This window comes from Paenibacillus etheri (assembly GCF_001012825.1).
GTDB lineage: Bacteria > Bacillota > Bacilli > Paenibacillales > Paenibacillaceae > Paenibacillus_AQ > Paenibacillus_AQ etheri.
Map to the genome: position 1 here is coordinate 180,770 of NZ_LCZJ02000023.1, position 25,260 is coordinate 206,029.

27 protein-coding genes are annotated in these 25,260 nt (G+C 45.7%); 5 read left to right on the plus strand and 22 right to left on the minus strand.

The window, feature by feature from the left end:
• Positions 1-327: 327 nt before the first annotated feature.
• Complete coding sequence (rpmF, locus tag UQ64_RS14075) at positions 328-501, minus strand: 50S ribosomal protein L32 (protein WP_019911234.1); 174 nt, start codon at positions 499-501, stop codon at positions 328-330.
• Positions 502-572: 71 nt separating this feature from the next.
• Positions 573-1,085, minus strand: coding sequence for a YceD family protein (locus tag UQ64_RS14080; protein WP_060624081.1), 513 nt, complete (start codon positions 1,083-1,085; stop codon positions 573-575).
• Positions 1,086-1,394: 309 nt separating this feature from the next.
• Between UQ64_RS14080 and UQ64_RS14085 the strand changes: the two genes are divergently transcribed.
• Positions 1,395-2,633 (plus strand): nucleotidyltransferase, encoded by a 1,239-nt coding sequence (locus UQ64_RS14085; protein WP_060624082.1) that lies wholly within the window; start codon positions 1,395-1,397, stop codon positions 2,631-2,633.
• Here UQ64_RS14085 and UQ64_RS14090 read toward each other — a convergent pair.
• Positions 2,623-3,660 carry a SepM family pheromone-processing serine protease gene (locus UQ64_RS14090; protein ID WP_060624083.1) on the minus strand — a complete coding sequence of 346 codons (1,038 nt, stop codon included), beginning with the start codon at positions 3,658-3,660 and terminating at the stop codon, positions 2,623-2,625. The two genes, UQ64_RS14085 and UQ64_RS14090, sit on opposite strands and share 11 nt — an antisense overlap.
• Positions 3,661-3,812: 152 nt before the next feature.
• Between UQ64_RS14090 and UQ64_RS14095 the strand changes: the two genes are divergently transcribed.
• Complete coding sequence (locus tag UQ64_RS14095; RefSeq protein WP_060624084.1) at positions 3,813-5,039, plus strand: nucleoside recognition domain-containing protein; 1,227 nt, start codon at positions 3,813-3,815, stop codon at positions 5,037-5,039.
• Here UQ64_RS14095 and coaD read toward each other — a convergent pair.
• The 8 genes from coaD to UQ64_RS14130 form a co-directional block, all read right to left on the minus strand.
• Entirely contained in the window at positions 5,011-5,529 is a 519-nt protein-coding gene (gene coaD / locus UQ64_RS14100; protein ID WP_060624085.1) for a pantetheine-phosphate adenylyltransferase, read from the minus strand. The two genes, UQ64_RS14095 and coaD, sit on opposite strands and share 29 nt — an antisense overlap.
• Positions 5,513-6,121: a 16S rRNA (guanine(966)-N(2))-methyltransferase RsmD gene (gene rsmD, locus UQ64_RS14105; protein ID WP_060624086.1), complete on the minus strand. Its 609-nt coding sequence runs from the start codon at positions 6,119-6,121 to the stop codon at positions 5,513-5,515. The genes coaD and rsmD overlap by 17 nt, the downstream gene beginning before the upstream one ends.
• Before the next feature lie 569 nt (positions 6,122-6,690).
• Positions 6,691-7,149, minus strand: coding sequence for a DUF6773 family protein (locus tag UQ64_RS14110; protein ID WP_060624087.1), 459 nt, complete (start codon positions 7,147-7,149; stop codon positions 6,691-6,693).
• 385 nt (positions 7,150-7,534) lie between these two features.
• Positions 7,535-7,636, minus strand: a complete 102-nt coding sequence (gene yjcZ / locus UQ64_RS30860) for a sporulation protein YjcZ (protein ID WP_156417553.1) — start codon at positions 7,634-7,636, stop codon at positions 7,535-7,537.
• Positions 7,637-7,754: 118 nt separating this feature from the next.
• Complete coding sequence (locus UQ64_RS14115) at positions 7,755-8,177, minus strand: hypothetical protein (protein WP_060624088.1); 423 nt, start codon at positions 8,175-8,177, stop codon at positions 7,755-7,757.
• Positions 8,178-8,287: 110 nt separating this feature from the next.
• Positions 8,288-8,572 carry a holin gene (locus UQ64_RS14120; RefSeq protein WP_042127188.1) on the minus strand — a complete coding sequence of 95 codons (285 nt, stop codon included), beginning with the start codon at positions 8,570-8,572 and terminating at the stop codon, positions 8,288-8,290.
• Between the two features lie 20 nt (positions 8,573-8,592).
• Complete coding sequence (locus UQ64_RS14125) at positions 8,593-9,402, minus strand: glycoside hydrolase family 73 protein (protein ID WP_060624089.1); 810 nt, start codon at positions 9,400-9,402, stop codon at positions 8,593-8,595.
• A 580-nt stretch (positions 9,403-9,982) separates the two neighbouring features.
• The gene (locus tag UQ64_RS14130) at positions 9,983-10,591 is read right to left on the minus strand and encodes a pentapeptide repeat-containing protein (protein ID WP_060624090.1); all 609 of its coding nucleotides are present in this window, start codon (positions 10,589-10,591) and stop codon (positions 9,983-9,985) included.
• Between the two features lie 124 nt (positions 10,592-10,715).
• On the opposite strand from UQ64_RS14130, the gene UQ64_RS14135 reads away from it, so the two are divergent.
• The gene (locus UQ64_RS14135) at positions 10,716-11,096 is read left to right on the plus strand and encodes a PilZ domain-containing protein (RefSeq protein ID WP_060624091.1); all 381 of its coding nucleotides are present in this window, start codon (positions 10,716-10,718) and stop codon (positions 11,094-11,096) included.
• A gap of 99 nt (positions 11,097-11,195) precedes the next feature.
• On the opposite strand, the gene UQ64_RS14140 is transcribed toward UQ64_RS14135, so the two are convergent.
• The 5 genes from UQ64_RS14140 to UQ64_RS14160 are packed head-to-tail and all read right to left on the minus strand — an operon-like array spanning position 11,196 to position 14,705.
• The gene (locus tag UQ64_RS14140; RefSeq protein ID WP_060624092.1) at positions 11,196-11,924 is read right to left on the minus strand and encodes a hypothetical protein; all 729 of its coding nucleotides are present in this window, start codon (positions 11,922-11,924) and stop codon (positions 11,196-11,198) included.
• Positions 11,918-12,619 (minus strand): ABC transporter ATP-binding protein, encoded by a 702-nt coding sequence (locus UQ64_RS14145; RefSeq protein ID WP_060624093.1) that lies wholly within the window; start codon positions 12,617-12,619, stop codon positions 11,918-11,920. The genes UQ64_RS14140 and UQ64_RS14145 overlap by 7 nt, the downstream gene beginning before the upstream one ends.
• A 13-nt stretch (positions 12,620-12,632) precedes the next feature.
• A complete protein-coding gene (locus UQ64_RS14150) occupies positions 12,633-13,007 on the minus strand; it encodes a GntR family transcriptional regulator (RefSeq protein WP_060624094.1) in 375 nt (124 codons plus the stop codon).
• A gap of 2 nt (positions 13,008-13,009) precedes the next feature.
• Entirely contained in the window at positions 13,010-13,756 is a 747-nt protein-coding gene (locus UQ64_RS14155; RefSeq protein WP_060624095.1) for an ABC transporter permease, read from the minus strand.
• On the minus strand, positions 13,749-14,705 hold the full coding sequence (locus UQ64_RS14160; protein ID WP_082651127.1) for an ABC transporter ATP-binding protein: 957 nt from the start codon (positions 14,703-14,705) through the stop codon (positions 13,749-13,751). Before UQ64_RS14160 ends, UQ64_RS14155 begins: the two co-directional genes overlap by 8 nt.
• Positions 14,706-14,903: 198 nt before the next feature.
• Here UQ64_RS14160 and UQ64_RS14165 point away from each other — a divergent pair, with 198 nt between their 5' ends.
• A complete protein-coding gene (locus tag UQ64_RS14165; RefSeq protein WP_060624096.1) occupies positions 14,904-15,275 on the plus strand; it encodes a hypothetical protein in 372 nt (123 codons plus the stop codon).
• A gap of 241 nt (positions 15,276-15,516) precedes the next feature.
• Positions 15,517-15,726, plus strand: a complete 210-nt coding sequence (locus UQ64_RS31690; RefSeq protein ID WP_209445795.1) for a hypothetical protein — start codon at positions 15,517-15,519, stop codon at positions 15,724-15,726.
• Here the strand turns inward: UQ64_RS31690 and UQ64_RS14170 are convergent.
• From UQ64_RS14170 to UQ64_RS14195, 6 genes are all read right to left on the minus strand, one after another.
• On the minus strand, positions 15,703-17,598 hold the full coding sequence (locus tag UQ64_RS14170) for an RICIN domain-containing protein (protein ID WP_060624097.1): 1,896 nt from the start codon (positions 17,596-17,598) through the stop codon (positions 15,703-15,705). The genes UQ64_RS31690 and UQ64_RS14170 overlap by 24 nt on opposite strands.
• 409 nt (positions 17,599-18,007) lie before the next feature.
• Positions 18,008-19,591 (minus strand): extracellular solute-binding protein, encoded by a 1,584-nt coding sequence (locus UQ64_RS14175; protein WP_082651128.1) that lies wholly within the window; start codon positions 19,589-19,591, stop codon positions 18,008-18,010.
• 99 nt (positions 19,592-19,690) lie between these two features.
• Positions 19,691-20,626, minus strand: a complete 936-nt coding sequence (locus UQ64_RS14180) for a carbohydrate ABC transporter permease (protein WP_060624098.1) — start codon at positions 20,624-20,626, stop codon at positions 19,691-19,693.
• A gap of 15 nt (positions 20,627-20,641) precedes the next feature.
• Positions 20,642-21,562 (minus strand): ABC transporter permease, encoded by a 921-nt coding sequence (locus tag UQ64_RS14185; protein WP_060624099.1) that lies wholly within the window; start codon positions 21,560-21,562, stop codon positions 20,642-20,644.
• A gap of 227 nt (positions 21,563-21,789) precedes the next feature.
• Positions 21,790-24,090: a helix-turn-helix domain-containing protein gene (locus tag UQ64_RS14190; RefSeq protein WP_060624100.1), complete on the minus strand. Its 2,301-nt coding sequence runs from the start codon at positions 24,088-24,090 to the stop codon at positions 21,790-21,792.
• A gap of 52 nt (positions 24,091-24,142) precedes the next feature.
• The gene (locus UQ64_RS14195) at positions 24,143-25,162 is read right to left on the minus strand and encodes a LacI family DNA-binding transcriptional regulator (protein ID WP_060624101.1); all 1,020 of its coding nucleotides are present in this window, start codon (positions 25,160-25,162) and stop codon (positions 24,143-24,145) included.
• Positions 25,163-25,260 lie beyond the last annotated feature (98 nt).

Genomic DNA, 25,260 nt, shown 5'->3' on the forward strand with positions numbered 1-25,260 from the left:
AAGTATAGGTGCATAACTTATACTTTCTTATATTTTAAAGAAAGCATTCGGCCGCTTGAATGGCCGCTGTTATATTAGGTCAAATAACCACAATCATTATTTAGAACCAGGTACTAATATGTAGTATAAAGCATGCCGCACCAAAAATAAAGCATTGACTTCTGGGCGGCTTATGTTTGGTTAAGTATAAGCGCCTTCGGCGTCCCTAATAGACGATAAGCGTTTGTGCGAAAAATACAAGGATTATGTATAGCTTGAAACTTTTACATTCTTAAATTTCAAAAAAAATAGTACCTCACCGATAGTGAAGTACTACTTGTTCTGAAACTATTGTTTGATGATTTCTCTTGCTTTGTAAGTTCCGCAAACTTTACATACGTGATGAGCCAATTTCAACTCTCCGCATTGTTCGCATTTCACCATGCCCGGCACAACCAACTTAAAGTGGGTGCGACGTTTGTCACGGCGTGTTTTAGACGTTCTACGTTGTGGTACTGCCATGTGTTCCACCTCCTTGTGATATTTCTGTCAGCCTGTTCCTCTAGAAGCAGGATGTGTTTTGTTGTAATGTTTCATTTGAAAAAGTCTTTCAACCCAGCGAGTCGAGGATCAATCACTGTGTTGTCGCAACTGCAGGTGCCTTCGTTCAAGTTCTGTCCGCATTTCTGACAAAGACCAAGACAGTCTGCCTTGCACAATACCGAATCCGGTAAGTGCAGTACGAAATTTTCTTCCACATACGGGATAAGATCCACAACCTCATCCTTGACATAAATGAGATCCTCATCTTCGTCATCATCTGGAAGAACTGGCTGCTTAAGCCACTTGAAAGTCTCAGCAAAAGGAATGTTCAAATCACTTTTGACCTCCGTGAGACAACGTGAACATAACATGTCCACATCTCCACTCAGTTTTCCCACCACGTTCACACAATCGGTTCCCGCGGGCAGCGCTTTAAGGTCCACTGAGAGCGGAGCAACAGTTAGAATATCCTTGCGCCCTTTGACTACCTCGCTGACATCCACAACATTGTGAATATGTAACGGTTCGTCGGCATTCGCTAATTTGCGAAAGTGAATCTGCATACTTATCACTCCCAAACAAACAAAATTTATTATACCTAGTATTATATACCTTTGTCAACCATTTTCCCTTTATATTGTTTCAGGAATTGGGGAGAATTATGATATAACTATTAGTGTAAATTAAAACGACAGCTTGTGCGAATAGAGTTTCTAGATATTAACCCTACTAATCTCTACAAGCATAAACGCCTTCGGCGTCCTCATAAGGATGATAAGCGTTTTAGCATCAAATATAAGACGTAAAGGATAGGTGCATAACTTATACCTTCTTATATTTTAAATAATGGTTACATACGGAGGGAAGCAGCAGTGACAACGGTTGGAATCATAGCAGAATACAATCCATTACATAACGGACATGTCCATCACTTCACCGAAGCCAAAAGACTATCAGGCGCTGAGCGCGCCATCGTCGTCATGAGTGGCCCCTTTACTCAGCGCGGCGAGCCGGCGGCAGTGAGCAAGCAGGCCCGGACAGAGATGGCGCTACGAATGGGCGCCGACCTCGTCATTGAACTGCCGGTGGCCTATGCCGTAGGGCCGGCCGAATGGTTCGCCTTCGGAGCAGTTGCACTGCTGGAAGCGACCGGGGTCGTGGACAGCTTATGCTTCGGCTCCGAAGCGGGCACTTTGGGTTCGCTGCTTCCTCTGGCCAGGTATCTGGCAGAGGAAAGCAGCGAACTTCAGAGCGAGATCCGCCGCCGCATGGCGCTCGGAGCGAGCTTCCCCGCCGCGTACAGCGCAGCGGCGGCGGTGGCCTTTGAAGGGACTCTCCATGAAGAGGAGAGTCCCGGCGATGCTGGCGAGCTGCTGCGCCAGCCGAATAACAGCCTTGGCTTGCATTATCTCATCGCCTTGCAGCGGCTAAAAAGCAAGATCGAGCCGCTAACTGTTCCGCGAACGGCAGCCGGATTCCATGATCCTTTGCAAGTTGGCTCATCGATCGCAAGCGCCACTGCTATTCGCAATCTGCTGCAAGAAGGCGGCTCTCCAGCAGCTTATATGCCGGAATATAGCGTGTCCATATTGGAAAGAGAGCATGCAGCCGGTAGAGGTCCTCTGGAATTAGAGCATTTCCGAGGTCCCCTCCGTCATCTGCTCTCTACACGTACCGCTGCCGAGCTACGAACAATCCAAGACATGAATGAAGGGTTGGAGAATAGAATCCTTCGTCTTATGCCCGAGCTGGAGAAATTCACAATTTCGGGTTTACTTCAAGCCCTTAAGAGCAAGCGTTACACACATACACGACTGCAGCGTCTGCTACTACATATTTTGCTAAATCATACAAAGGAAGAAATGACCCCTTCTGTATTAGCAGAGGGGCCCGGTTATATTCGAATCCTTGGATTTAGAGAAAGTGGACGAGCACTGCTTAAAGAGATGAAACAAAAAGCTACTTTACCCATCGTCATGCGGCCGTCACTGTGCTCCCATCCCCAACTTGAGCGAGACCTTCAAGCCGCGTCAGCTTTCGCTGGAGCTTTTCGAGAACCTCACAGAACCGATATGTATCGCGATTATTTGGAACCTCCGGTCATGGTTTGACCGGCAGTTCCGCCATATACTTCAGCGCTTCATCCAGTGTCGATACGGGTACTAACTTCATAGATGTACCGATTTTATCAGCTTTCGCTTTGGCTTCGTCGTAATTCTTAACAGGTACGAAAAAAATCTCCGCCCCTTCTCGATCCGCAGCCACGATCTTGTGTTTCACTCCACCGATAGCACCTACCACCCCCTCAGCGTCGATCGTGCCCGTTCCTGCAACCCTATGACCTTTAGTTAAATCACCAGGCGTAAGACGGTTGTAAATCTCCATAGTGAACATTAGTCCCGCTGAAGGTCCGCCAACATTCGTATCCACAAAGCTGACGGCTTTTCCTTGTTCTTTAGGTTTTACCTTTTGAACTGCGGCTATAGTGACTCCAAAACCAGGTCGAACAGCAGTACCTTCTTTATCCTTGATCTCAACCAGTGTCACTTGCTCCTTAACTTCCTTACCATTTCTTTGCAAAACAACAGCGACCTGATCACCGATTTTTTTTGTTAAAAGTAAAGTAGAAAGCGCTTCTGGATCTGGTACCTTCTGTCCTTCTACACTTATGATTCTGTCACCCGGCTGGAATTGGCCTTTATTACTTGCAACCGGAACTGAAAAAACATACAAATAATCCACTACATCCTCATACGGAATTCCTGCAGCGTGATAAGCCGCTTGAACGGAGTAAGACTGGGAGCTGTTCATATAAAAAACCTGCTCCGCTGCATACTCGTCTTCAGACTTATCTCCTAACCGCATTTCTTTCCGCACAACCTCTGAATTGGAGTTAAAAACAGAGGCGACCAGCAACGCCACATTAGCGTAACTAGCGGATACTGTTGTCATCATGAAGGTTCCTTCTTCGGCTGGATCAGCATTCTCCACTTTAATCATAGGGGCAACCTCAGAAGCACTACCCGGCTGATAAACAATGTACGGGGTGTTCATAAATACAAATACATACACGATAACTACAAACGTAAAGAGGTAAGCTGTGGCGCGGAATCCCGGCCGATGCTTCAGCTGCTTCACTGCTCTTCCCTTCTTTCCCACGGCACATTTAGGATATGAATGTTCGAACTTCACTACCGCTTCGACTAGTGGTTTGGCATGATGGTTGTCTACTCTGCATAAATTGATAACACATCTGCTATGCCTTAAGTTATGAAGAGGTGATTCTAGAAATGAACAATATTAAAATACGCCGGCTAGCTAGTCGCTCCACACCTTTTCTATCCGGGGGGATCGCAATCCTATTAGCCATTGCAATCATCATCTCACCAGAAAGCTCTTTCGAGGCTTCTCTCCAAGGGTTAAAGCTCTGGTGGACACTCGTGTTCCCTGCACTTCTTCCCTTCCTGATGCTGTCTGAGATGCTAACCGCTTCGGGCTTCGTGCATGGTTTCGGAGTGCTCCTGGAACCATTGATGAAAAAGGTCTTTCGACTGCCTGGCGCGAGCGGTTGGACTTTGGCACTTGGAATCACCGCCGGATTCCCCGGCGGGGCCGGAGGTGTAATGCAGCTTCATAAGCAGGGCAGCATTTCGGACAAGGAAGCTGCTCGTCTTGCCTCACTTACGCATTTCGCCAGTCCAGTAACCCTACTTATTGTGATTGGCGTAGCGTTCCTACACAGTCCTACAGCAGGCTACTTTCTTCTTGGTATCCACTGGATTTCAGGACTTCTGGCCAGTTATACCGATGCTCGGTTAAATGGCCGGCAAGACAATCCGCAACCTTCCTTAAAGGAAAGCACGAATACCAAACAGCCTTCTTTATACAGTCGTGTCCAGCTTGCAGCCACTGAAGCCAGATCAAGAGATGGCCGAAGCTTCGGCAAACTTCTTGGGGACTCAGTAGCTACAGCGGTACAAAATTTGATGGTTGTGGGCGGTTACATGATTATGTTCGCGGTAGTCATCAATATCATTATTACTGTACTCCCTGCGTTACCAGCTGCTCTGCCAGCGGGCTTGCTCGAGATTCATTTAGGAGCCGACGCCATAAGCAAAGGGCTCTCCAGCATCGGCGTCGAATCAACAGGCGTATTAGGCCTGGCCTTACTCTCCGCTGCACTTGGCTGGAGTGGACTCTGCGCACAGCTACAAGTGCTGACACTACTTAAAGAAGCAGGCGTCCGATTCCTCCCCTATGCTGCAGTTCGCCTGATGCATGGAGCTTATGCTTTTTTATTAACACTACTGTTATGGAAACCACTGTTGGCTATAACTGAAGCTGCTTTGCCTGCTCTTGCAGATTCACAATCCACACCAAACAGAACCATTAATGTAACTGCCATATGGAGCTCTTTTCCACAGTTGCTTGGTCTGCAATCTCTTCTACTCATCATCCTACTAGCATTATCCGCAGCGATATACTTTGTTAGTGCTTTTCGCCATCGACTCGATTAAATTTAAGCTTCATAGCTTGTTCCACCTCTTGCGTCACGAAGTCGGACACATTTCCACCGAAATGGGCAATTTCTTTTACAACGCTGGAGCTTAAATAGGAATATTTAGGATTAGTCATCATAAAAATCGTCTCCGCTTCCGGATCCAGACTATGGTTGATGGATGCATTTTGCAGTTCATATTCAAAGTCAGTTACGGTACGAATACCACGTACAATGACTTGAGCATCTTTTTGACGAACATAATTGACTAGCAGATCCCTAAAGCTGTCGATTTCCACATTGGGAATATCAGCTGTTGCCTGTCTTAAAAGCTCTGTTCGCTCTTCTACAGTAAACAGCGGGTTCTTACTCAAATTATTAAGCACCGTTACGATTAGACGGTCGAATTGCTTGGATGCGCGCCGAATAATATCCATATGTCCCATAGTCACGGGATCAAAGGTGCCTGGATAGATGGCGACACGTTCTTTTCTAATTTGCTGACTCATTCTCTACCTCCTCACCAGTCTCGCTTTCCACTGAAGGATTAGCTTCATACTGATAAATAGAAATTGTCGTTTCTCCGTATACGGCCTGACGCAGCCTATAAAATCCCGGGATATCCTCAGGATAGGCATAACTTGATTCATGCTCCAGAACAATGATTGCGTCCTCTTGCAGCATTCCTTTTTCTACCATAGACAGCATCAGCTCATCTCCGTGCTTCAATCGGTAGGGAGGATCTAAAAAGACTAAATCAAAAACACGCCCCCGTTTCTCCAACGCACTGAGCGCTCTGCCCGCTTCATTTCGGTACACTTGCGCGCTTGCCTCAAGATTAGTCGCTTTCAAATTGGCACGAATTGTGTCAATACTCTTGGGATCCATATCTACAAATACGGCACTTTCCATTCCTCTGCTTAAAGCCTCGATACCCAGACCACCTGTACCTGCGAACAAGTCCAGCACCGCTCCACCTTCGAAATATGGACCGATCATACTAAACACAGCTTCCTTCACCTTATCGGTTGTAGGTCTTGTTCCACTTCCTGGCACACTTTTTAGCGGCCTTCCTTTTGCACTTCCCGATACCACTCTCACCGTCAATCACCCGCTCTATGTCTCTGTTTGTTATACCCAAAAAGGCATAAGTCCACGCCTATCGTAACACATTTGCGCGATGAAATAAAAAATTTGTCTAGATATGAAAAATGGAAAGAACGAAGACTATTCCGATAAATAAGTCTTCATTATGTATAAGACTGGGCTTCAAGGGACATCATGTAATTATCGACACCACAAATGTCGTAGACAACCGCGGAGCAGGCTTACGTTTCCCCATAAGCTCTTCGTCCGGTTTCTCCTCTCCCATGAAAGGGGCTCTCGAAAGAGGGCCCCGAATTTATGTTTAATGACTCTTTATGGTTAGTTTCGGACCATTCTACTTTTCATAGATAGTCGACCCTTGAATTATAGGGAGAAAAAATGAAGAACTCACATTGTAGCATACATGTTATTGCAGATGCTTATTGACACAACGCATCCTTCGACTAAGCAAAAACCAAAAAAACAGCCCCGCTGACCACTTAAGGTTGACGGGGCTTTAAAATTGTAAATATATAGGAAAATACAAATTCATAATACCTGGGATCCAAACATTGGGTTTTAGTTTAGCATTCAATATCTTCGTCACTGCATAATTCATCATCAATTTGCCTTTGTCTTTTTTTATTTATATTCCGTAACACTAGGTGTACAAGAAAATAAACTATTGTAAACGAAACAAAGGTTAAAATAATACGCCATACATTTCTTTCCCCCGCCAAAAAAATAAGCAACGAAACACTAATCCCGCCTGAAATAATGCTGTTTATAAGGAGCCTTTTGTTAGTGTGCCTTTGGGAATCCCAAATATCAATACCAACAGACAAGTGCCGTATAGTTATATATATTCCAATACCAATTAAACAGAAAACCTCGACTGCAAATTGCGCAAACGGAGCATTCATTATGAATTGTTGAATCAAAATTGAAATCAGTAAACAATATACTAATATTTGATAAGCATCACTTTGAATTGTTCTTCTTTGAGATACAATTCGTTCATCATTAATTTTGCTGTTTTTCATTATTATTCCTCCCTATATTCCGAATTATAATATATTTATTACATAATGCAATTTATATATTGCATTTAGATGTGAATAAAAAGCAAATAATACGCAATAAGTTCACCAAAAGGTGTGTAGAACTCAAAAGGACCGCCTTTCGGCAGCCCTTTGATAAACAACTACTTTACAAATCTTCCAACAAGCTCACTCTTTATCATTAATTTATGTTATCAAATTAAGATAGCATGTATATTTATATATTCAAAATCCTAGTTTTGTAAACTTATGTACTTCAATACGCGATTAGTATCCCGACTATTGTTTTGTAAAACAAAGATCGGCATAATACCATAAAAAAAGTCTGCTTCCAGCATGAATGCCAGAAGCAAACTTTTTTACATCTCTAGAACATACATGCACAAGAAATAATTACTAATAAGATGAACAAAACTAAAATTGCGCTTGTATTAGTAAAAGCGCCGCCGACTTGACCACAACCACTCATGAGAAGACCTCCTCCTTATTTTGAGTACACCACAGGATATGTATTAAGCCCCTTGGAAGATTGGGCGATCAGTTAAAAATAAAACCCCGCCAACTGCGCGAGGTTAGTGTCAAGATGTCTAATCAGAAACTAAAATGCCGTCAAAGCTTTCTGGACCCACGCGAACTGTGCCGAGAAGATTAGAAGATACAAATGCTGTATAAGTGAGTTGAGGTGTGATTGCAGGTAAGAAATCCGCTGCCGAAAAGGTTATCACTTGCGGGGCCAGTATACTAAGGGCAAAAGTTGAAGTAGCAGAATACACTTTAGGATCCGTTGGTAAAGTTCCTCTTACAATCGTAATTGTAATACCTACCAATGCCAGCGGAAGAGTAACAGATACCGTCCCTTTTAGCAGCACACGCGGGTTCGTAGTCACTCCTGCTGTTAGCAAACCAATTTGCCCAAACAACTGCGGCGTGTTAATAACCGTAATCGGGATAGCTATCGAATTGGCGAGACTGGCATTTTGTGATGTTCTAGCGTCAAGATAAGTTCCCATAGTTACACCTCCTTTTTCTTTTCATACCATAATATATTAGTGATCTTGATAGAATGCGTAGTCATTTTAACAGTGTGAAAGGATTGTTTTAAAAAATGAATATTTCTAATCTATTTATCATCTGTTTTCGTACCATCCCTTTTGTTAAAAGCAAGCTCAAATAACCCCGTCGCCGAAAGTCCTGCTAACCCTCCAGCCCATAATCGCAGGATCAGATTCATATCGGTGAACGGATAGGCAACTGCTCCAACCAGCAAGCCTATAGCTAATCCAACAACCGGTACAATGTTCCGCGGAAGTTTCACGCTATTCTTCACAAGTTGTACAAGTGCCATTACAAAGACAGCCAACACGGAAGCGAAGGCAAGCACACTGTTGAGAGCATCATTATACATGGTATTTAATCCTCCTTATTTCATTTTCCACTACCAGGAGCAAGTAATCCTGCACGGTTCAGCACTGTTATTATGCGGTAGAAGTCATAACTGCCACCTGACGGTGTATCTAGCAACCCTGCAGCACTCGCTGCCTTTACTGCCGCTTCAGCCCATGGGGGTACACTCATCACAGCACGGCCTTCAATTAAAGTCACACGATCCGAAAGCTTAGTCATCGACTGACCTTGTTCCTGCACACCTGTTTTTAGCCTATCCTTGCTATCTGTAAGGCTCACTATAAGAGCACGCAGTTCCTTTATTTCCGTTTCCATACTAACTAGCCTTTGTTTATCCTCTGCCGACATTTCGTCATCACCTTCCTTGGCTTCTTCATCATATAGATACAGATTGTAGGTATTCATGATTTGGATTAGCTTTGCTGCATAGTTTGGGTCAGTAGCATAGCCAGCGGCAGCAATCTCTTGTGCGGCTACCTTGCCACTAGTACCAAGAACCTTTCTGTAAAGGTTACGGTTCCACGAAACACCATTCACAATCAACGCGGAATGACCCGCAACAGATTCTCCCCAGTTGTTATAAGCACGAAAAGGTGCTTCTACTTTAACAGCTTTACCATTAACATATTCAGTAGTTTGCACAGTAATACTTCCGGCCGGTCCACTACCTTTAATCCCAAACAAATTGTTTGCTTTTACAGTCAACCCACTGCTACCCCAACCCGATTCCAGTGCTGCTTGAGCTATCGTTAGCGATGCGGGAACCTTACTGATCTGCATGTCCTTCACAGCAAAATTTGCGATCTTCGCAATAAACTCAGTCTCCGTCACTTCATCACTTCCTCTCCTTTTATTAAATGCTCAGCATGATGAAATGATTGTGCATATCCCTACCAATAAAGCGATTATTGCTAGATTCCATTCAAAATAAACGTCAAAACACGCGCCAAAAGAGCGCGTGTTAGGAATTTGATAATTCGAATGTGACATATAACTGTGTAGAAATAAATATGAAGCATGCAACTCACATAGGGCTATTGGTCCTGCTCACTTGAGCATTTCACTTCTGGTAGATTCATAATATGTAATTATAAGTAAAATTATCTTGAAGTTTCATTAAAAATAGCGTAACATATAGTATTAATTGACTATATAGGAGGGTCTAATAGACTATGCCTTCATATTATTTTAGAGAACTATGGACACCCTTGCGCTGGGTAGGCATAAAGTTTTTCCGTGATGACGAAGGTTTTCTTTGGATTAAATGGTGGGCAAAACCCAGAAAAAGACTTCGTTAACCGTTAAGAAAGTAAATATACATAAAAAGTTTCATACAATGGCATAGGTATTTCTTGATAACAAACTAAAGGGGCATCAAACGCTACGACATTCGCAGCTGATGCCCCTATTCCTAATTTCCTACTTTAGCTCCAAATGAGCGTGCTAACAGTACAGCTTGATCTATATCCATGAGAACACCTTGTAGATCTAAACTTTTCAAATCAATTCCCTCAACAATAGCGTCCCGTAGGTCAGCCCCTTTAAGCTTGCATTGAGACAACTGCACTCGGCTCAGATCAGCCCCTCGAAGATCACTTTTTTGCAAATTACAGCCCATTAGATCTGCTTCTGTAAATCGAATCCCGCGCAGATCCTGTTTGCTAAGATTGGTATGTCTCAGGTTCGTGTAGGACCAGTCCCCGCCGATAAGTGTGATCCCGTCCAAATAAGCATTTGAGAAATCCGATCCTACCATTTTACAATCTTCGAATTTCGATACGAACAGATTCGCTCCCGTGAACTTACAGTTAGTAAAAGCCGAGCCTTTATGATGTGATGCATTGAGCATGGCTCCAGTAAAATCGCAATCTATAAATCGGCAACCGATGGAATTCATCTCTTCCATAGAGCTTCCCTTGAAGGAACACTGCTCAAATGTACAGTTATTTAGTTCCCCGTCCTGCAGACTAGCTTGGTCAAAATTGTGTTTTTGGAACGTCTCATTAAGGTATTGGTACATGTTGAGTCTCATCACCTTCATTAGGATTAAATAAATATATTCTTATTTAAAAATAGCACTTTAGTAGATTGTTCTCAACAATCCCTTTCGATATAATAGCAAATAAACAACATGGAGGGAAATTATGGATGTATCCAGCAGGAAAGAACCATTCCGATATGTAATGAACCAGCCGCTTGAATGCTGGATTGAAGTTCCAATAAGTAGTAGCGGTCCGGGTGCCGGAAAGTTAACAGAAGCTGTGTTGCTTGATCTTAGCCGATCTGGCTGTAAAGTGCGCACCCCTTTAAATCTTCGATTCACAGCGAACGATACAAAGCTAGTGATTCATCTTCAATTAAATAAAGAAAAGCTTAAACTCGTGGGTAGCGTCCGGTGGGGCTGGATGTTCGGACTCGGCCAATACCAATATGGAGTTAAACTTAAATTGAACGAAGACGAAGAAGAACGGCTACATAGAGAACTCGATATATGGACAGCCTCTCTAAATGTAGAGGGCCTATAGAATTCAACATAACAGATGCCCTTCTCATGGAAAGGTGTCTTCTTTTTTTGCATAAAAACGAAGGCAGAGCTAATTAGCTCTGCCTTCGTACTATTGTGGTTAGGACTCTACTCTTCTCGTAATAAGTTTGATAATCACAAATATTAGTAATGCTGCAATGGTTGCTTCGAATAGGATTGGAAGTAAACCAAAGAAATACTGAGGGATTTCAATTTCATTTAAATTAGCTGCACTATCAGTCACTTCAAACCGGAATGCACTTTTCATAGGGATATACTTATGATCGAACATCCAAGTCTCTAAAAATGAAATTATATACTGAACTATAAAAAAAGTTACTAACCCTATCCATACTTTCCCTTTCACTCTCACACTCCGTGCAACAGTGATGGAGAACATCACGAGCAGCATGGTGAAGACGGATGTCCAAAAGATTATTAGCACTGCATACAAAGAAACCTCCCAGAATTTAACCGGTAAAAATGAAGTTGAAAACATCATTATATATACGCCTAAATGAATATAAGCGATTATAAATAATCCGAGCAACAACCCTAGAAATAGTAGCACCGGTGATAGAGCCATATACAGAACTGGTATAGGTACAAGTCTCCGATTGTATAAACTCAAGTTCTGATTAAAGGTACGTAATGTAAGAAAAAGAAGCACTACTCCTGCTACGACATAGGTAATGATGTTCATCACAAACATGTCCTGATCTGAATTAATTGTAAATCCTATCACAAACTGCAAAATGACGGTAATTACAAAAACAGCAAGAAACTTATCCCTATCTCGTCTAAAATCATACTTCACTAGCTTTAGCATTCCGCGTACACCTCTCTGAACAATTCATCTATGCTTTTACCTTGGCGCAGCCGGATATCCTCTACCGCCGTATGCATCACCATTTCTCCCTCTTTTATAAAAATCACATCATCGAAGATCCGCTCAATATCCGATACTAAATGGGTTGAAATGAGAATGGTGCTATCCTCTTCATAAAACTCTACTAACGCGTTAAGAATTTTAGTTCTTGCTACCGGATCTACACCACCAATTGGCTCATCAAGTAAATAAAGGCTAGCTCGGCGTGACAAGGCAAGTGTAAGCTGTAAACGTTCATTCATCCCTTTGGACAGATCCTTTACCTTATCTTTCTCGCTTAGCTTCATAAATTCTAACATTCTTGTAGCCTTAGTCTGATCAAAATCAGGGTAAAAGTCCTGTTGAAAACTAAGCGCATCACCAACATTCATCCACGTCTCCGTCAGAGGTTTGTCTGGCATAAAGGATACTACGGCCTTACTATTTCTACCCACGGCTTCTCCAATAACTGATATGCGTCCGGTGGTAGGCTGCGTAAGCCCAGCAATGATTTTCATTAGTGTACTTTTACCACTGCCGTTACTACCCAGAAGTCCTGTGATCTTACCCGCACTCAGATTAAAGGACACCCCACGGAGAGCATGCTTGGATCTATATTTTTTTGTAACATCATGAACCTCAAGTATATTTTCCAACTCGCTAATCCCCCTATTTTACATCCTTGGTCTGGATATTCTCCGCTACCGCTGCCAAAATATCTTCATCTTGAAAACCAAGATCCTGCATGCCACGAATGAAACGATCCAGTACATCTTTTGCCATTTCTTTTTTGATGGTCAAAATAGTTCCTTCATTATTAGTGACGTATCTTCCCATTCCACGCCGGGTTTCCACGATTTCTTCACGCTCCAGTTCCTGAAAAGTTCTTTGCACCGTATTCGGATTAATTTGCAACTCACTGGCAAGTTCACGTACCGAGAGAATTTTATCTCCCGGTTTTAGCTTGCCGGTGACGATTTCTCCTTTGATGTAATTCATGATCTGAATATAAATCGGCAGGTTGTTATCGAATTCGATTGTCATGATTAAGCAACATCCCTTCGTCTAAAGACGGAAAAGCCTATGAGTAGAAAGACAATTGTGTATAAGGCTAGCATAACGATGGAAAAGGTCAGCGTCATTCCAGGTATAGGTGCTCCTCCACCTTCGTAAGCAGATAGATTCAGGTTCGGGAATAATACATATTTATAGAACTCACGGGAAATGATCAATTTGTCTATCATTAACATAAACATAGTGACCCCGATCGTTACCCCCGTCGAAGTCGTCAATATCCCAATCATAAAAGCAAGTGTTACATAAACAACTGTACTAACAGAGTTATACATTAAACTGGTTAGCATCTCACGAATGCCGTCCTCACCACCACTTAAACCAAACCATAAGGCTCCTGATACAAAAACCGCCAACATGCCAACTACAGCCACTGTGAATGCATAAATCAGCACAACAGCATATTTGGATGCAAGTATTGCTGTACGACTTCTTGCACGAATTAGAAGGAATTTAATGGTGCCCTGACTATATTCTTTTGAGACAATACCCGCTGTTCCGATGATTGCGAGAATGGTTATAACTTGCCCAATCCCTTGAGAAAGCAACATTACGGATGAGTATTCATACGCTGATTCGAATATGTCTGGTGACACGGAATGCACAATGTAACCCAACAGCAGGGATAATAGGATTAACACTAAATAGGGTACGAAAAACGTACGTTTCTTCGAGATCTTGAGCCATTCATTAACAATCAGATTATTAAAGCTACGCAATGCGGTTCCCTCCTGTCCATTTCAAGAAATCTTCCTCTAAACTTTGTTTATTCTCTGTAATGCGGAAAATACCTACCCCTTTATTACTAAAAGTCGATACTAGCTCGGGCACTCTACTGTCATGCAGACTTACCGTCACCTCAGATCGAGCACTATCCATTGATAATAACTCTGCGTATTCCATCCCTTCCAAGTGGGTAATCGCTGATTCAACTGAACCCACACGAATTGTTAGCTTTACTTCTGTAGTTGTCTCCTGCTCCCCACCAATGGCTGTCACAGTCACTAATTTGCCGTTCTGAATCACGATGGCGCGATGGCAAATTTGTTCAATTTCAGCCAGTAAGTGGCTGGAGATTAGAATAGAAATCCCTTCAACCTCTGTAATCCTACGCATATAATCACGCATTTCTCTGATTCCAGCAGGATCTAGTCCGTTCGTAGGTTCATCTAGAATCAATAGCTTTGGTCGGTTCAGTAAAGCCTGAGCAATCCCAAGACGTTGACGCATCCCCAGCGAATAGGCCTTCACTTTTTTATTCATTGCTTCCTGAAGCCCTACCAATTCCACAACCTCTTCAATTCTACCGGCCTCAAAATGATCCGTCATTCTCTGGTATTGCTTTAGATTATCAAGCCCTGTCATATACGGATAGAACTCTGGATTTTCAATAATCGCTCCGATATGGCCAATAGCCTTGTTAAAATCACTCTTTACACTGTGACCTTGAACGATCACATCGCCTTCACTCATCCGTATTAGTCCCGTCATCATCCGTATCGTCGTTGTTTTTCCCGCACCGTTTGGACCCAGTAGCCCGATAATTTCTCCCTTACGAATATCAAATGTCAGTTTATCCACAATGGATTTCCCTTTAATGATCTTACTTACCCCGTTCATTTGCAGCACGATTGAATCTTGCATATGTTCGTTACTCCCCTGTTTCATAATTATCCTCCCTGCCATCTAGTCAGTATTGATGAGTTCATTTCATTGTATCGGTGTCATAGTTGAATAGTACACTAATGCATTGTTGATGTAAAGCCCGAATTTTTGAATTACAAAAAATAAGGGTTTTCTATTAGACTATCTGCCAAACCAAAAAATGAAATGAACATAGATTAGATAACAAAGGAGGAATGACAAATGAAAAAAGAAGTTCATGTATCCCAGACTTATCCACGTTTAACTGTTTACGATGAAGAAAACTTTAGGGGTAGAAGTAGAATCTATACTGGCAACCTAGGCATTCGTAATACGGACAACATCCTCGATGGTATTGAGAGTCTTCGTTTCTTCTCTACCAGCAGCAATGCAACACTGGTACTGTTCACAAGAACTAGGTTTAGAGGGAACTTCCGCGTGCTCCGTGGAAACCGCAGCATCCGTGATTTGGACGATTTCATTTCCGGCAATGATGTGGAATCCATTATTTCAACCAATCAGAGATTAACTCTCGAACAGATTCGCAATATCCGTAGAACCGGCAACTTACCTTCAGGATATCGTTTGATCTAACAACTTCATACAACAAAAAGGAGTAATCTATGGCCTAGTGCCTAGGTTTCTCCTTTTTTAGATTAATTCCCTAAAAGGTAATATACATAGATACCACAATTGAGGTGTCTCATTTAACTGATGCTACAAAAAATAGGATGGAAAAAGTTTTTTTCATAACTGTTAAATCGACTTTGAAAATCAAGGCGATCTTGCATTATCTGTTTGTTGAGCACTTACAACAATAAACTATTCATTGCCAATGGAAGTTAATGTACAGAATGCACTTCAAGTGCTGATAGAAAAAGGCCAAGCCATCCTTCGCAAAGCAGCCGGAAATCCTGATGAGCTCAAGCCTGGGAATGGCAGTCTTAAACTGATTATCCAGTCTTCATACACACACCAAAAAGCCCGCGCTTGTCGGGCTTTTTGGCATTCAAATCAAACCTTACGGTGCTACAAAGAAGAATAACTGATTGTCCGCTCCGGTATAAGACCACTGCTGGATTTTGGTACCGTTCATGGTTGAAGTGCCTGGAATATCCAGCACATTGCCGCTATTCTTATTAACAATCTTATAATAGCCCCCACCTGCAGCTTCAAGCTTCCACTGCTGATTATTTCCTCCCGTACCGGTAAGCGCCCACTGCTGAACGCCCGCACCGTCCGTGGTCGAACCGTTTATCACATCCAGAGCTTTGCCGCTTGCTGTATTAACGATGTTGACATAGCCGCTTCCTGCATCGAGGATCGTCCACCGCTGGTTATTTCCGCCTGTATACTCCCATTGCTGGATAAGTGCTCCATTCGCCGTAGAAAAGCCAGTCACATCCAGGGCCATTTCACTTGCTTTGTTTAAGATCTTATAGGTGCCGCCGGTCACCGGTGCCGAGGTGGACGACCATTTGAACGTGATCGCGCCTCCGGCAGGAACCGTGTACGTGAATGACCGCGAATTCCACTGAATCTTGACGGTCTTAGCGCTGGAGAGCCGGTTGGACAGCACAAGCGCAATGGTGCCGTCCGGATTTTTATAGGCTACGTCCTCCATGCTGTCCTGAAACGTGTTCGAATCGATGCGGGACGCATTCGGGTCGACAAATTTGCTGCTGTGCCCCAGACCGTAAAATTGCGGATTGTAGGTCACTGAGTCCGTAGTGTCAGAGCGGATGGTCAGCAGGCCGCGGTTGGCAACATCAATTCCGGCGAGCGCGGGGCCGCCATTCTGATCCAGCGCGACATTCCACATGATATAGGACTTTGCCCAGTTTCTGGGGAAGCGGACCATATGCATCATCAGATCCTGGAACATTCCCATGTTCGTGCCGCCGCCAATCCACGTTCCGCTGCCGCCTTCCGTGAACCAGATCCGTTTGGTCGGATATTGGTTATGCAGCGTGGTCAGGTTAGAATGGCTGAGGGCCGAATAATAATGAAAAGCACTGCCCTGCGTATAGTCAGATGCGCTAGATCCTAGCACCGACGAGGCGTAGCTGATATCGTCATAGTTGTGGTCATAGGCCATAATTTGAGTGTTAAGCCCGTTCTGTGCCAGCTTCGGGCCCAGCACATTGATCAAATTGCTTTGTTCACTGGCCGACATTAGCAGTCCGGGATAGTGTGGGGCAAATTTTGGTTCATTCTGAAGGGAAAGGGCATAGATTGGTGTTCCAAGTGCGGCATACTGCTGCAGATATTTCACCAGATAATTGGCATAGGCATCATAGCTATCGGTACGCAGTGTGCCGCCAGTGTCGCCATAGAGGCTTCTTTGCGTCTTCATCCAGGCCGGCGGACTCCACGGGGCGGCGAACATTTTGATCCGGCCCGGATTAACATTGTAGGCCTGATTAAGCATAGGGCGGATATAGGCATCTTCCCGCCAGAGCGAGAAAGCGCTCAGGTTCATATCATCACTGTTCCCGCTCGTATCATCATAGGTCCACATCTCCCAGTTGAAGTCACTCGCGCCGATCGGCTGGCGGAGGGCGCTGATGTTGATGCCGCTGGCGCTGAACAGCTGATTCATGACCTCGGTTCTTTTGGCTGCAGACAGTTTATTTTGCAGCAGCCAGCTGGATGAATCTGTGAGTGAAGCTCCAAAACCGTCCATCGTCTGATAGGTGCTTCCTTCATTGACAGTAATCGTATAGTCTGCACCTGCGCTGGACGCTGAGAACTCGACATCCGATTGTCTTGCCAACCAAGTATTTGTGTTGGGGTTGGATAGCCATACCTGTACGGTTTCCCCTGCAGCCTGCGCCTGTTGCGGTGCGGACACCGCCCCCATGGGCACGTTAATGGCCAGAACAGCTGCCAGAGTCAGCATTTTTTTGATTGCCATAACAGTTCACTCTCCCTGAATAATATGAACTTCTCAAAATGCCCTTATAGTGTTAACAGCAAATGTGACGACAACGTGGGATTAGTTCAGTACAGCCACCCAGCAATAGGTCCCAGCTATCCCCGCTGGCAGAGACGCTGTGAACTGCCAGTCTTCGTAGAGCAGTCGGAAGTCCTGATCACGGTCTGGACAGTGAATCCCGTTGTCTGCTTAGCCTGTAGGCAATCCCCTGCGGCCCCTCTGAACCAGGAGGTCTGACCGGGCTACTCTTCCGAGCTGAGCCACACGCTCACAGAACCCGCCGTGCTTACAGCCGCTGTGTTCATGAAGACATTCCCATTTCTTTTCTGAATAGGAACCGGAAAAACGGCGAAATCACCTTCGCCGCTTTTCCTCATAATTTCAAGCTCTATTGAATTCCTTTTTCGTCAAAATACTGATTCGATTGTTCCTGCACATAAGACAGCAGTTTTTCGATCCCGGCACTTTTCAGCTTATCGCGGTAGGTCTTGAGTGAAGCGTCCACATCGGATGTCAGGCCGAGCATTAGCGGCTTGCCGTATTGCTCAAACACCTGGTTGACCGCTGCAAGCTCTGTTTTGACCGGATCATAGTCCATATAAATCGGTCCGAAAATATCAGGCTTGCTGATCGGCTTGAATTCTTCCTTCAGCTTATCGAGGCCGTCCCAGCCACCCTCTTCTTTCAGCATGTTGGGCTCATAGCGCCAGCCCCAGCTTGCGATATCGAAACGCGGCGTCACATTAAGATCGACACCTGGTGCCGGAATGACAATCGTTTTGGTGTCCTTGCCCTTGGCCCAGTGCTTGCCTTCGATCCCGTAGGTCATCAGATCAAAGTAAGCAGGGTCGTTGCGCAGCTTATCGAGCACCATCAGCGAGCGCTCCGGATTATCCGAGCTCTTCGGAATGGCCATCGCGTTCGAACTTGGCAGCGTCGGCAGCACATAATTGTGGAACCGGGTGAACGGGAAGTAGCTGATTTCCATATTCAGATTTTTAGACTTCACTTCATTGATAAAGCCTCCGGCGCTGGATGGGTTGCGCCAGTAGATCGCTCCTTGTCCGGTCTTGATGAAATCGCCTGCTTCCTGCTTCGAGGACAGCGAGTTTTTGTTCCAATAGCCCTTGTCTGCCCACTCCTTCATCTTCTTGACCCAAGCTTCGTACTTATCGGTAAACGGTACGATTTGAATGTCACGCGGAGTATCGTAAGAAGTGGCCGCGATCAGCTCGTTTCCGCCAATCATCTGAAAATCATTCCATGATTTGAACAGGACGTTCACGTTATCATAAACCATGCCATTGATCGGGGTAACATGCTTCTTCGTCTTAACGGCATCCATGTAAGCCTCAATCGAATTCAGGTCGCTGAACTCCGACAGGCCCAATTCCTTGCGCCAGTCCTCCCGGTAGACGTAGCCGGATGGCGTGTATTCCGGATTCGTATTCGGCACCGCGAAAATACCGCCGCTGACCGTAACGGAGCCCCAGTCATCCTTCGGCACATTGCCCCAGGTTTCCAGAGCATATTCAGGAAGCAGGTCCTTCAGATCCAGGAACGCCCCCTGCTTGGACAGCTTGTAGAAATCTGCCCAGCTCGATGCGAAGATCAAGTCGATCTTCTCACCGGAGGTCAGCAGCAGATTATATTTGGTCTGCCAGTCGTTCCAGGTGGTAAACTTGAGATCGACCGTAGTGTTCAAGTCTTTTTCCAGCATTTTATTCCATTCGGCCATCACCTTGTCCATATCCTTATGCGTATCGCCGACCAGATACCAGGTCAGCTTTACCTTTTTGAGCGGTTCCTTCGTCGCTGTGGCCTCACTTACGGATGGGCTGGCATTGCCTCCGGACGTAGCCGGATTGTTCTTTTCCGCCGCACCGTTATTCGATCCGCCACAGCCTGCCAGCAGTGATGCCAGCATGGAGAGCGAAACGAGCAGCGTCCATCTTTTTTTGATTTTTCTCAACTTAATTCCTCCTCAATAATGTGCTAGATGCTTCGAGCATGTCTGACCTTGCCCCTGATTCCTTATAAAAAGAACACTATGTTAGCCGGCAAGCCGGTTCTAACCTTTGACCGCTCCAACAGTAAGCCCTTTCACGAAGTAGCGTTGGACGAAAGGATACAGCAGGATAATTGGCCCTGTCGCCACCACTGCAACGGCCATTTTGAGTGTTTCCGTCGGTGGCACGACATTAGCGGCCAGATAAGCCCCATTGTTCGTCTGCAGCACCGCTGCGCTGGACAGGATTTTATAGAGCAGGAATTGCAGCGGATATTTACTATCTGTTGTAATAAACATATTGGCATTGAACCAGTCGTTCCAGTAACCGAGTGCCAAAAACAGCCCGATTGTGGCGAGTCCCGGCGTCGACAGCGGTAGAATCAGCCTCTGGTAGATCTTGAAATCACCTGCGCCATCCATTTTGGCGGATTCTACAATAGATTCAGGGATTGACTTCATGAAGCTACGCATCAGGATAATGTTCCAGGCACTCAGCAGCGGAGGCAGAATCAGCGCCCAATAGCTGTCTTTGAGCCCCAAATTTTTGGTCATGAGAATATACCAGGGAATTAGGCCGCCGCTGAACAGCGTCGTGAAGTAAATAAAGAACGAAATGCCATTGCGAATCGCGAAATCCTTGCGGGAGAGGACATACCCTGCCATCGAGGTCAGGAAAATGCCCAGCAGCGAGCCGGCGAGGGTCACACCGATCGTTACAGCATAAGCCCGGTAAATTTGCTCCGGCGTACTGAATACGGACTTATAAGCCTCGAACGAGACCGTGTTCGGGAACAATTGAAAGCCTTTTGAGATAATCTCCAGCTCATCGGTAAAAGAACCGGCGACGATCAGCCAGAAGGGGATGAGACAGATCAGGGAAACGAATGTCAACAGTGTGTAACCAATGATATTAAAAACGATGGTTTCCTTATCCTGCTTGATCCGGCTGCCCTTGAAGGCATCCGCTTTGGCCAGTTGTTTGACTTGGATACTCATGCGTATACCTCCTTTCTAAAACAAGGAGTAGTCCTTGTTCGTCTTACGGATGATGAAATTGACGATCATAATCAAGGCGAAGCCGAAAAAGGATTGATACAGGCCTGCTGCCGTACCCATACCGATGTCAAAATTGACCGTCAGGGAACGGAACACATACGTGTCGATAATGTCTGTGGCATCGTACAGCATACCGTTGCTTCCGATAATCTGATAGAACAGATCGAATTGCCCCTTCATAATGCCGCCTAGACTGAATAGAATCAGCAGAATGAAGGTAGGCTTCAGCAACGGCAGCGTGATATTGCGGATTTGCTGAAAAATAGTCGCGCCGTCGATTTTCGCCGCCTCGTAATATTCATCGCTGATCGCCATAATGGCTGCCAAATAAATGACAGTGCCGTAGCCAAGCCCTTTCCAGACACTAAAGAACACAATAATGAACTTCCACGGCGCCGTATGCAGGTAGAAATCATAGGAATGAAGTCCAATCTGCTTAAGTACGCTGTTGACTACCCCGAGGTCTGAGAACAGGTTATAGACGAACGCGCCTACCAGCACCCAGGACAGAAAATAGGGAAGAAACATCAGCGACTGGGCCGTCTTCTTAAACAGCTTGCCGGACAGCTGAGCAAGGAATACGGCACAAATAATCTGCATGATATTGCCCAGTAAAATGAACGCCAGATTATACAGTACGGTATTCTTGGTCAGATTCCACAGTACTCCTGTCTTAAGCAGGAAATTGAAATTCTCCATCCCGACAAACTGGCTTCCAAAAAGCCCCCCGTCAAAATCAAACTTCGTAAAGGCGTAATACACGCCAATCATCGGGATGTAACTAAACACAATGAAAAACAAAATTGTTGGTGCAATCATCAGCAGAAGCGTCTTGCTCTGACGCAGTTCCCGGATGATCCCGCCCTTTCCGGACATCGAATCAGCCTCCTTCTCCTTCTGTTTGGAATATTTCGCCGGTACTTCCGGCTTCAAGGTCCATACTAGGAGACAGCATCTTTCCGGGCAACTTACCATATGCGATATGACTCACTTTTTGCTTAAAAAGCAGACTAATTTTTTCCGAACTGACTGCTTATTTGCTACCTCTGTACGTTAAAAAAGGCGATCCTGCGCGATTTTACCGCCATGGATCGCCTTCTCTTCTAATCAGCTGCAATGCCTGCTTCTACGCCGTCATCATCTGTTCGCCCCCGGCCCGTTCTGCGGTATTCCGCAGGCGTTACACCGTTGTACTTCTTGAACGCTTTGAAAAAGTACGGGCTGTTCGAGAAGCCCGCGCGTTCTGCGATTTCTCCGACGGGGGCATCCGTATGCAGCAGCAGCTCGCGCACTCTGCTCATCCGCACCTTCTGGATATAACCTAGTATCGTCTGCAGCGTATGCTGTTTGAACACGCGCCCGATATAGGTGGCGGACATGCCAAGCTCCTCTGCCAGCATGTCCAGAGACAGATTCGGATCGGCATAACGTTCATCGAGAATTTTTTTGATCCGGCCAGGCAATTCATCCTGCCGGCTCTTCTTCCGTTCATTCATCTGATTCTCCAACTGATCAAATAGGAACATACAACGTTCAATGAACTGCTCCATCGTCTCAGTCCGGGAGTGCGGCATATACAGCTGCAGATTAATGAACTCCCAGTCCTCGTTCGACGGTGAATGTGACCGGATAATCCGCAACGCGTTCTGCAGCGCAAAGATCAGATGTGAAACGGCAAACTGGTAGGAAATATAGGTATAAGCAGCCGTATCTACAATGATCTCGCGGAACAGCTGCCTTACATCAGCTATCCGCCCCAGCATTAGCTCATCAATCATCTGCTTCTCTTTATGCAGTGGATATTCATAACGTTTGGTCTTGTTCTGTTCCACTTCCTCGGCTTCGATATGGCTGCCGGCTCCGCTGAACACCCAGCTGTATGAGGCTTCCACCGCCTGCTGATACAAGGCGTGCACCGCTTCAACACCCGGACCGCTCAGGCTCGAGGAAACAGTGACTGACAGCTTCAAATATTCGCTGACCGCTGTCTGAATCCAGGAAGCAGACTCCTTGCACCGCTCCCGGTCACCTTCGGCATCGCCGGACATCTGAAGCAGCACCGCCGCCTGTTCATCCCCGATATCCGCCGCGGTGGCGGGAATGCCAGCGGCAGCGAACAGCTCTTGGGCAATGTTGAGCACTCCGTAGATCAACAGCTTGCGGTCCTCCGCTTTGTATCGGTTCACGAACAGCAGGTGGTCGTCTACCATGATCAGCAGGACACGGACCGGCTGTAAAGGATCCAGCGGAATGCTGTACCGTTCAAACCGGTCGGCTGCATGCCGAGCGTTCATCTGTGTATATCCCTTCAACAGGCTGCGGAGATAATCCATGCGCATGGCCTGGACACTCTCCCGCTGCTCTGTCTCCAGCTTACCTAGCCGGGAGAGCTTGTGGTTCAGCCCGCTGAAAATCCGACGGGACAGCAGAGAAGACAGCGCAAGTCCGGCGAGCAGGATGCCTCCGGCAACGATCATTGTCTTGGTCCGCATACTGTCGATATTCTGGCTGATTACTGAATAAGGCACAATGCGTATATACCTCCAGCCTAGATAGTCAGACCTGCTGTAGGTGATCAGAGATTTGACATGATCGACCTCAGCGGCAAAATACCCGGAACCCTCCGGATCTCGCAATATCCGGTCTATATACGTCGTGCCCTTAAGGCTGCTCAGCATCGGCGTCTTCCAGCTGTTCGTGACAAGTGTGCCGTTTTCGTCGATCAGAAAGGTATTCGTCGGAGCATTCGTCAGAGAACCGTCGATATGCTTATGCAGCTGCGTCTCCTTGATGTTGACGACGACCGCATTCTTCCGCGACTTCTTGCTGAGCGTGTCATATAGCAAAAAAGTATACGTATCGCGTTCCCGCTCAGCGATGTTTCCGACGAGCCCATCGATCCTCAACTTGCGAGGAATCGGCATCAGCGTGTTGTAATCGTTTACATGTTGGAGCATGCTGCGCAACTCCTGGTCGTAAAATTCCGGCTCACTGAACACAGAAGGTACGTTCATATCAGAACTGACATAGAAGGTGCGTGCCTCGGCATTGTAAACATAGATAGACTCGATAAAGGGCGAGGTTTCACGGTAATTGGTCAGCTGCCGGATAGAAACAGCAATGTCCAGCGCACTGACGTCGGGAAAATTAAGCAGATTGGCGACATTCTGATCGCTGTGAATCTGCTTGGCGAACGTGGCGGCGGTCACAGCCATCACAGAGGCTTCCTGAGTCGTCTGCGCCAGACTACCCATCGTCTGATCATAGGATTGGCGGAGCGCAATTTTCTCAAAATTCATATACAAAATGATGGACAGGATGGAAATTGTCAGAAAAATCGTGACTACCATTACGGAAAAAAACTTCCCGAAGTAGCGTTCTACCTTTCTATGCGGCATTTTCATGCATGATTCCCCCACCAAAGGATAGTGTTATTCCAGCCCCGTAGGTGGGCATTCATTTCGAATCCGCCCCTTTTTGCGAAGAACCTTTGACAACCAGCCTGGAATCGACCATAAAATTTCTTTGACCCTGCTGGAGATTGCCATTGATCTGATCGATAACCTTGTCCGCCAGCAGCGCCCCCAACTCGTACAGCGGCTGTTCAACTGAGCTGATCTTAGGCGATACATAATTGGTAATCCGGATATTGTCGACGCCCACCACCGCCATTCGGTCCGGAATCGCAATGCCATACTCAAAGCAAGCTTTGTACACACCTAATGCCATCTCGTCATTGGCGGCAAAAACCGCTGTAAAATCGCCGCTTTCTTCCCATAACCGACAGAAAGCTGCATATCCTCCATCTTCGGAGAATTCTCCTTTCTCAACCAGAGTTGACAGAAAAGGAAGTCCCGCCGCAGCCAGCCCCTCCTTAAACCCTTGCAGCCGCTCGATGCTGTCGAGCGCCTCCTCGTAGCCGTTCAAAAAAGCAATCCTCCGGTGCCCGTTTGCCGCCAGATGAGTAACCACATCACGGCCGATTTTCCAGTTATCCGTAGTGGAGCAGGGAATATTAGGATGTCCAAGCCGGCGTCCGATAACCCCAATCGTGTACCCTTCACCAGCGAAGGCCGCGATCTCTTCGTCGCTCAGCATCGGCGCCACCAGGATAATGCCGTCTACTGTCCGGTTCTGAAGCAGTGACAAATACTCCAGTTCCTTCTTCTTCTCATTTTGTGAATTGCAGATGAGAATTTTGTAATTCATTGCGTTCGCCCTTTGTTCAATTCCCTTGATAATCTCGGCATGATAGGATACCCCGATATCGAGTACGACGACGCCCAGCGTCATGGTCTTCCTGGATCGGAGTTGCTTGCCCATGGCGTTCGGTGTATAGTTCAATTCCTGAATGGCCTTCAATACCTTACTTTGCGTTTCCTTAGTTACCAGCGGACTGTCGTTCAATACGCGTGATACCGTCGCGGGCGAGACATTGGCAATCCGGGCAACATCGATAATTTTGCTATTCTTCATCAGATCACATACTTTCGAGGGTTAATAAATCCATTATAACTATCAATGAAATCGATTTCAATATCCTTTCGTTTCCTGCCTCAGATCTACTTGTTTTC

What these genes read in the sequence shown, in the direction of transcription:
- rpmF (WP_019911234.1), bottom strand. Translation starts at nt 501, where the DNA reads ATGGCAGTACCACAACGTAGAACGTCTAAAACACGCCGTGACAAACGT.
- UQ64_RS14080 (WP_060624081.1), bottom strand. Translation starts at nt 1,085, where the DNA reads ATGCAGATTCACTTTCGCAAATTAGCGAATGCCGACGAACCGTTACAT.
- UQ64_RS14095 (WP_060624084.1), top strand. Translation starts at nt 3,813, where the DNA reads ATGAACAATATTAAAATACGCCGGCTAGCTAGTCGCTCCACACCTTTT.
- coaD (WP_060624085.1), bottom strand. Translation starts at nt 5,529, where the DNA reads ATGAGTCAGCAAATTAGAAAAGAACGTGTCGCCATCTATCCAGGCACC.
- UQ64_RS14110 (WP_060624087.1), bottom strand. Translation starts at nt 7,149, where the DNA reads ATGAAAAACAGCAAAATTAATGATGAACGAATTGTATCTCAAAGAAGA.
- yjcZ (WP_156417553.1), bottom strand. Translation starts at nt 7,636, where the DNA reads ATGAGTGGTTGTGGTCAAGTCGGCGGCGCTTTTACTAATACAAGCGCA.
- UQ64_RS14115 (WP_060624088.1), bottom strand. Translation starts at nt 8,177, where the DNA reads ATGGGAACTTATCTTGACGCTAGAACATCACAAAATGCCAGTCTCGCC.
- UQ64_RS14120 (WP_042127188.1), bottom strand. Translation starts at nt 8,572, where the DNA reads ATGTATAATGATGCTCTCAACAGTGTGCTTGCCTTCGCTTCCGTGTTG.
- UQ64_RS14130 (WP_060624090.1), bottom strand. Translation starts at nt 10,591, where the DNA reads ATGTACCAATACCTTAATGAGACGTTCCAAAAACACAATTTTGACCAA.
- UQ64_RS14135 (WP_060624091.1), top strand. Translation starts at nt 10,716, where the DNA reads ATGGATGTATCCAGCAGGAAAGAACCATTCCGATATGTAATGAACCAG.
- UQ64_RS14140 (WP_060624092.1), bottom strand. Translation starts at nt 11,924, where the DNA reads ATGCTAAAGCTAGTGAAGTATGATTTTAGACGAGATAGGGATAAGTTT.
- UQ64_RS14150 (WP_060624094.1), bottom strand. Translation starts at nt 13,007, where the DNA reads ATGACAATCGAATTCGATAACAACCTGCCGATTTATATTCAGATCATG.
- UQ64_RS14160 (WP_082651127.1), bottom strand. Translation starts at nt 14,705, where the DNA reads ATGAAACAGGGGAGTAACGAACATATGCAAGATTCAATCGTGCTGCAA.
- UQ64_RS14165 (WP_060624096.1), top strand. Translation starts at nt 14,904, where the DNA reads ATGAAAAAAGAAGTTCATGTATCCCAGACTTATCCACGTTTAACTGTT.
- UQ64_RS31690 (WP_209445795.1), top strand. Translation starts at nt 15,517, where the DNA reads ATGGAAGTTAATGTACAGAATGCACTTCAAGTGCTGATAGAAAAAGGC.
- UQ64_RS14170 (WP_060624097.1), bottom strand. Translation starts at nt 17,598, where the DNA reads ATGGCAATCAAAAAAATGCTGACTCTGGCAGCTGTTCTGGCCATTAAC.
- UQ64_RS14180 (WP_060624098.1), bottom strand. Translation starts at nt 20,626, where the DNA reads ATGAGTATCCAAGTCAAACAACTGGCCAAAGCGGATGCCTTCAAGGGC.
- UQ64_RS14185 (WP_060624099.1), bottom strand. Translation starts at nt 21,562, where the DNA reads ATGTCCGGAAAGGGCGGGATCATCCGGGAACTGCGTCAGAGCAAGACG.
- UQ64_RS14190 (WP_060624100.1), bottom strand. Translation starts at nt 24,090, where the DNA reads ATGAAAATGCCGCATAGAAAGGTAGAACGCTACTTCGGGAAGTTTTTT.
- UQ64_RS14195 (WP_060624101.1), bottom strand. Translation starts at nt 25,162, where the DNA reads ATGAAGAATAGCAAAATTATCGATGTTGCCCGGATTGCCAATGTCTCG.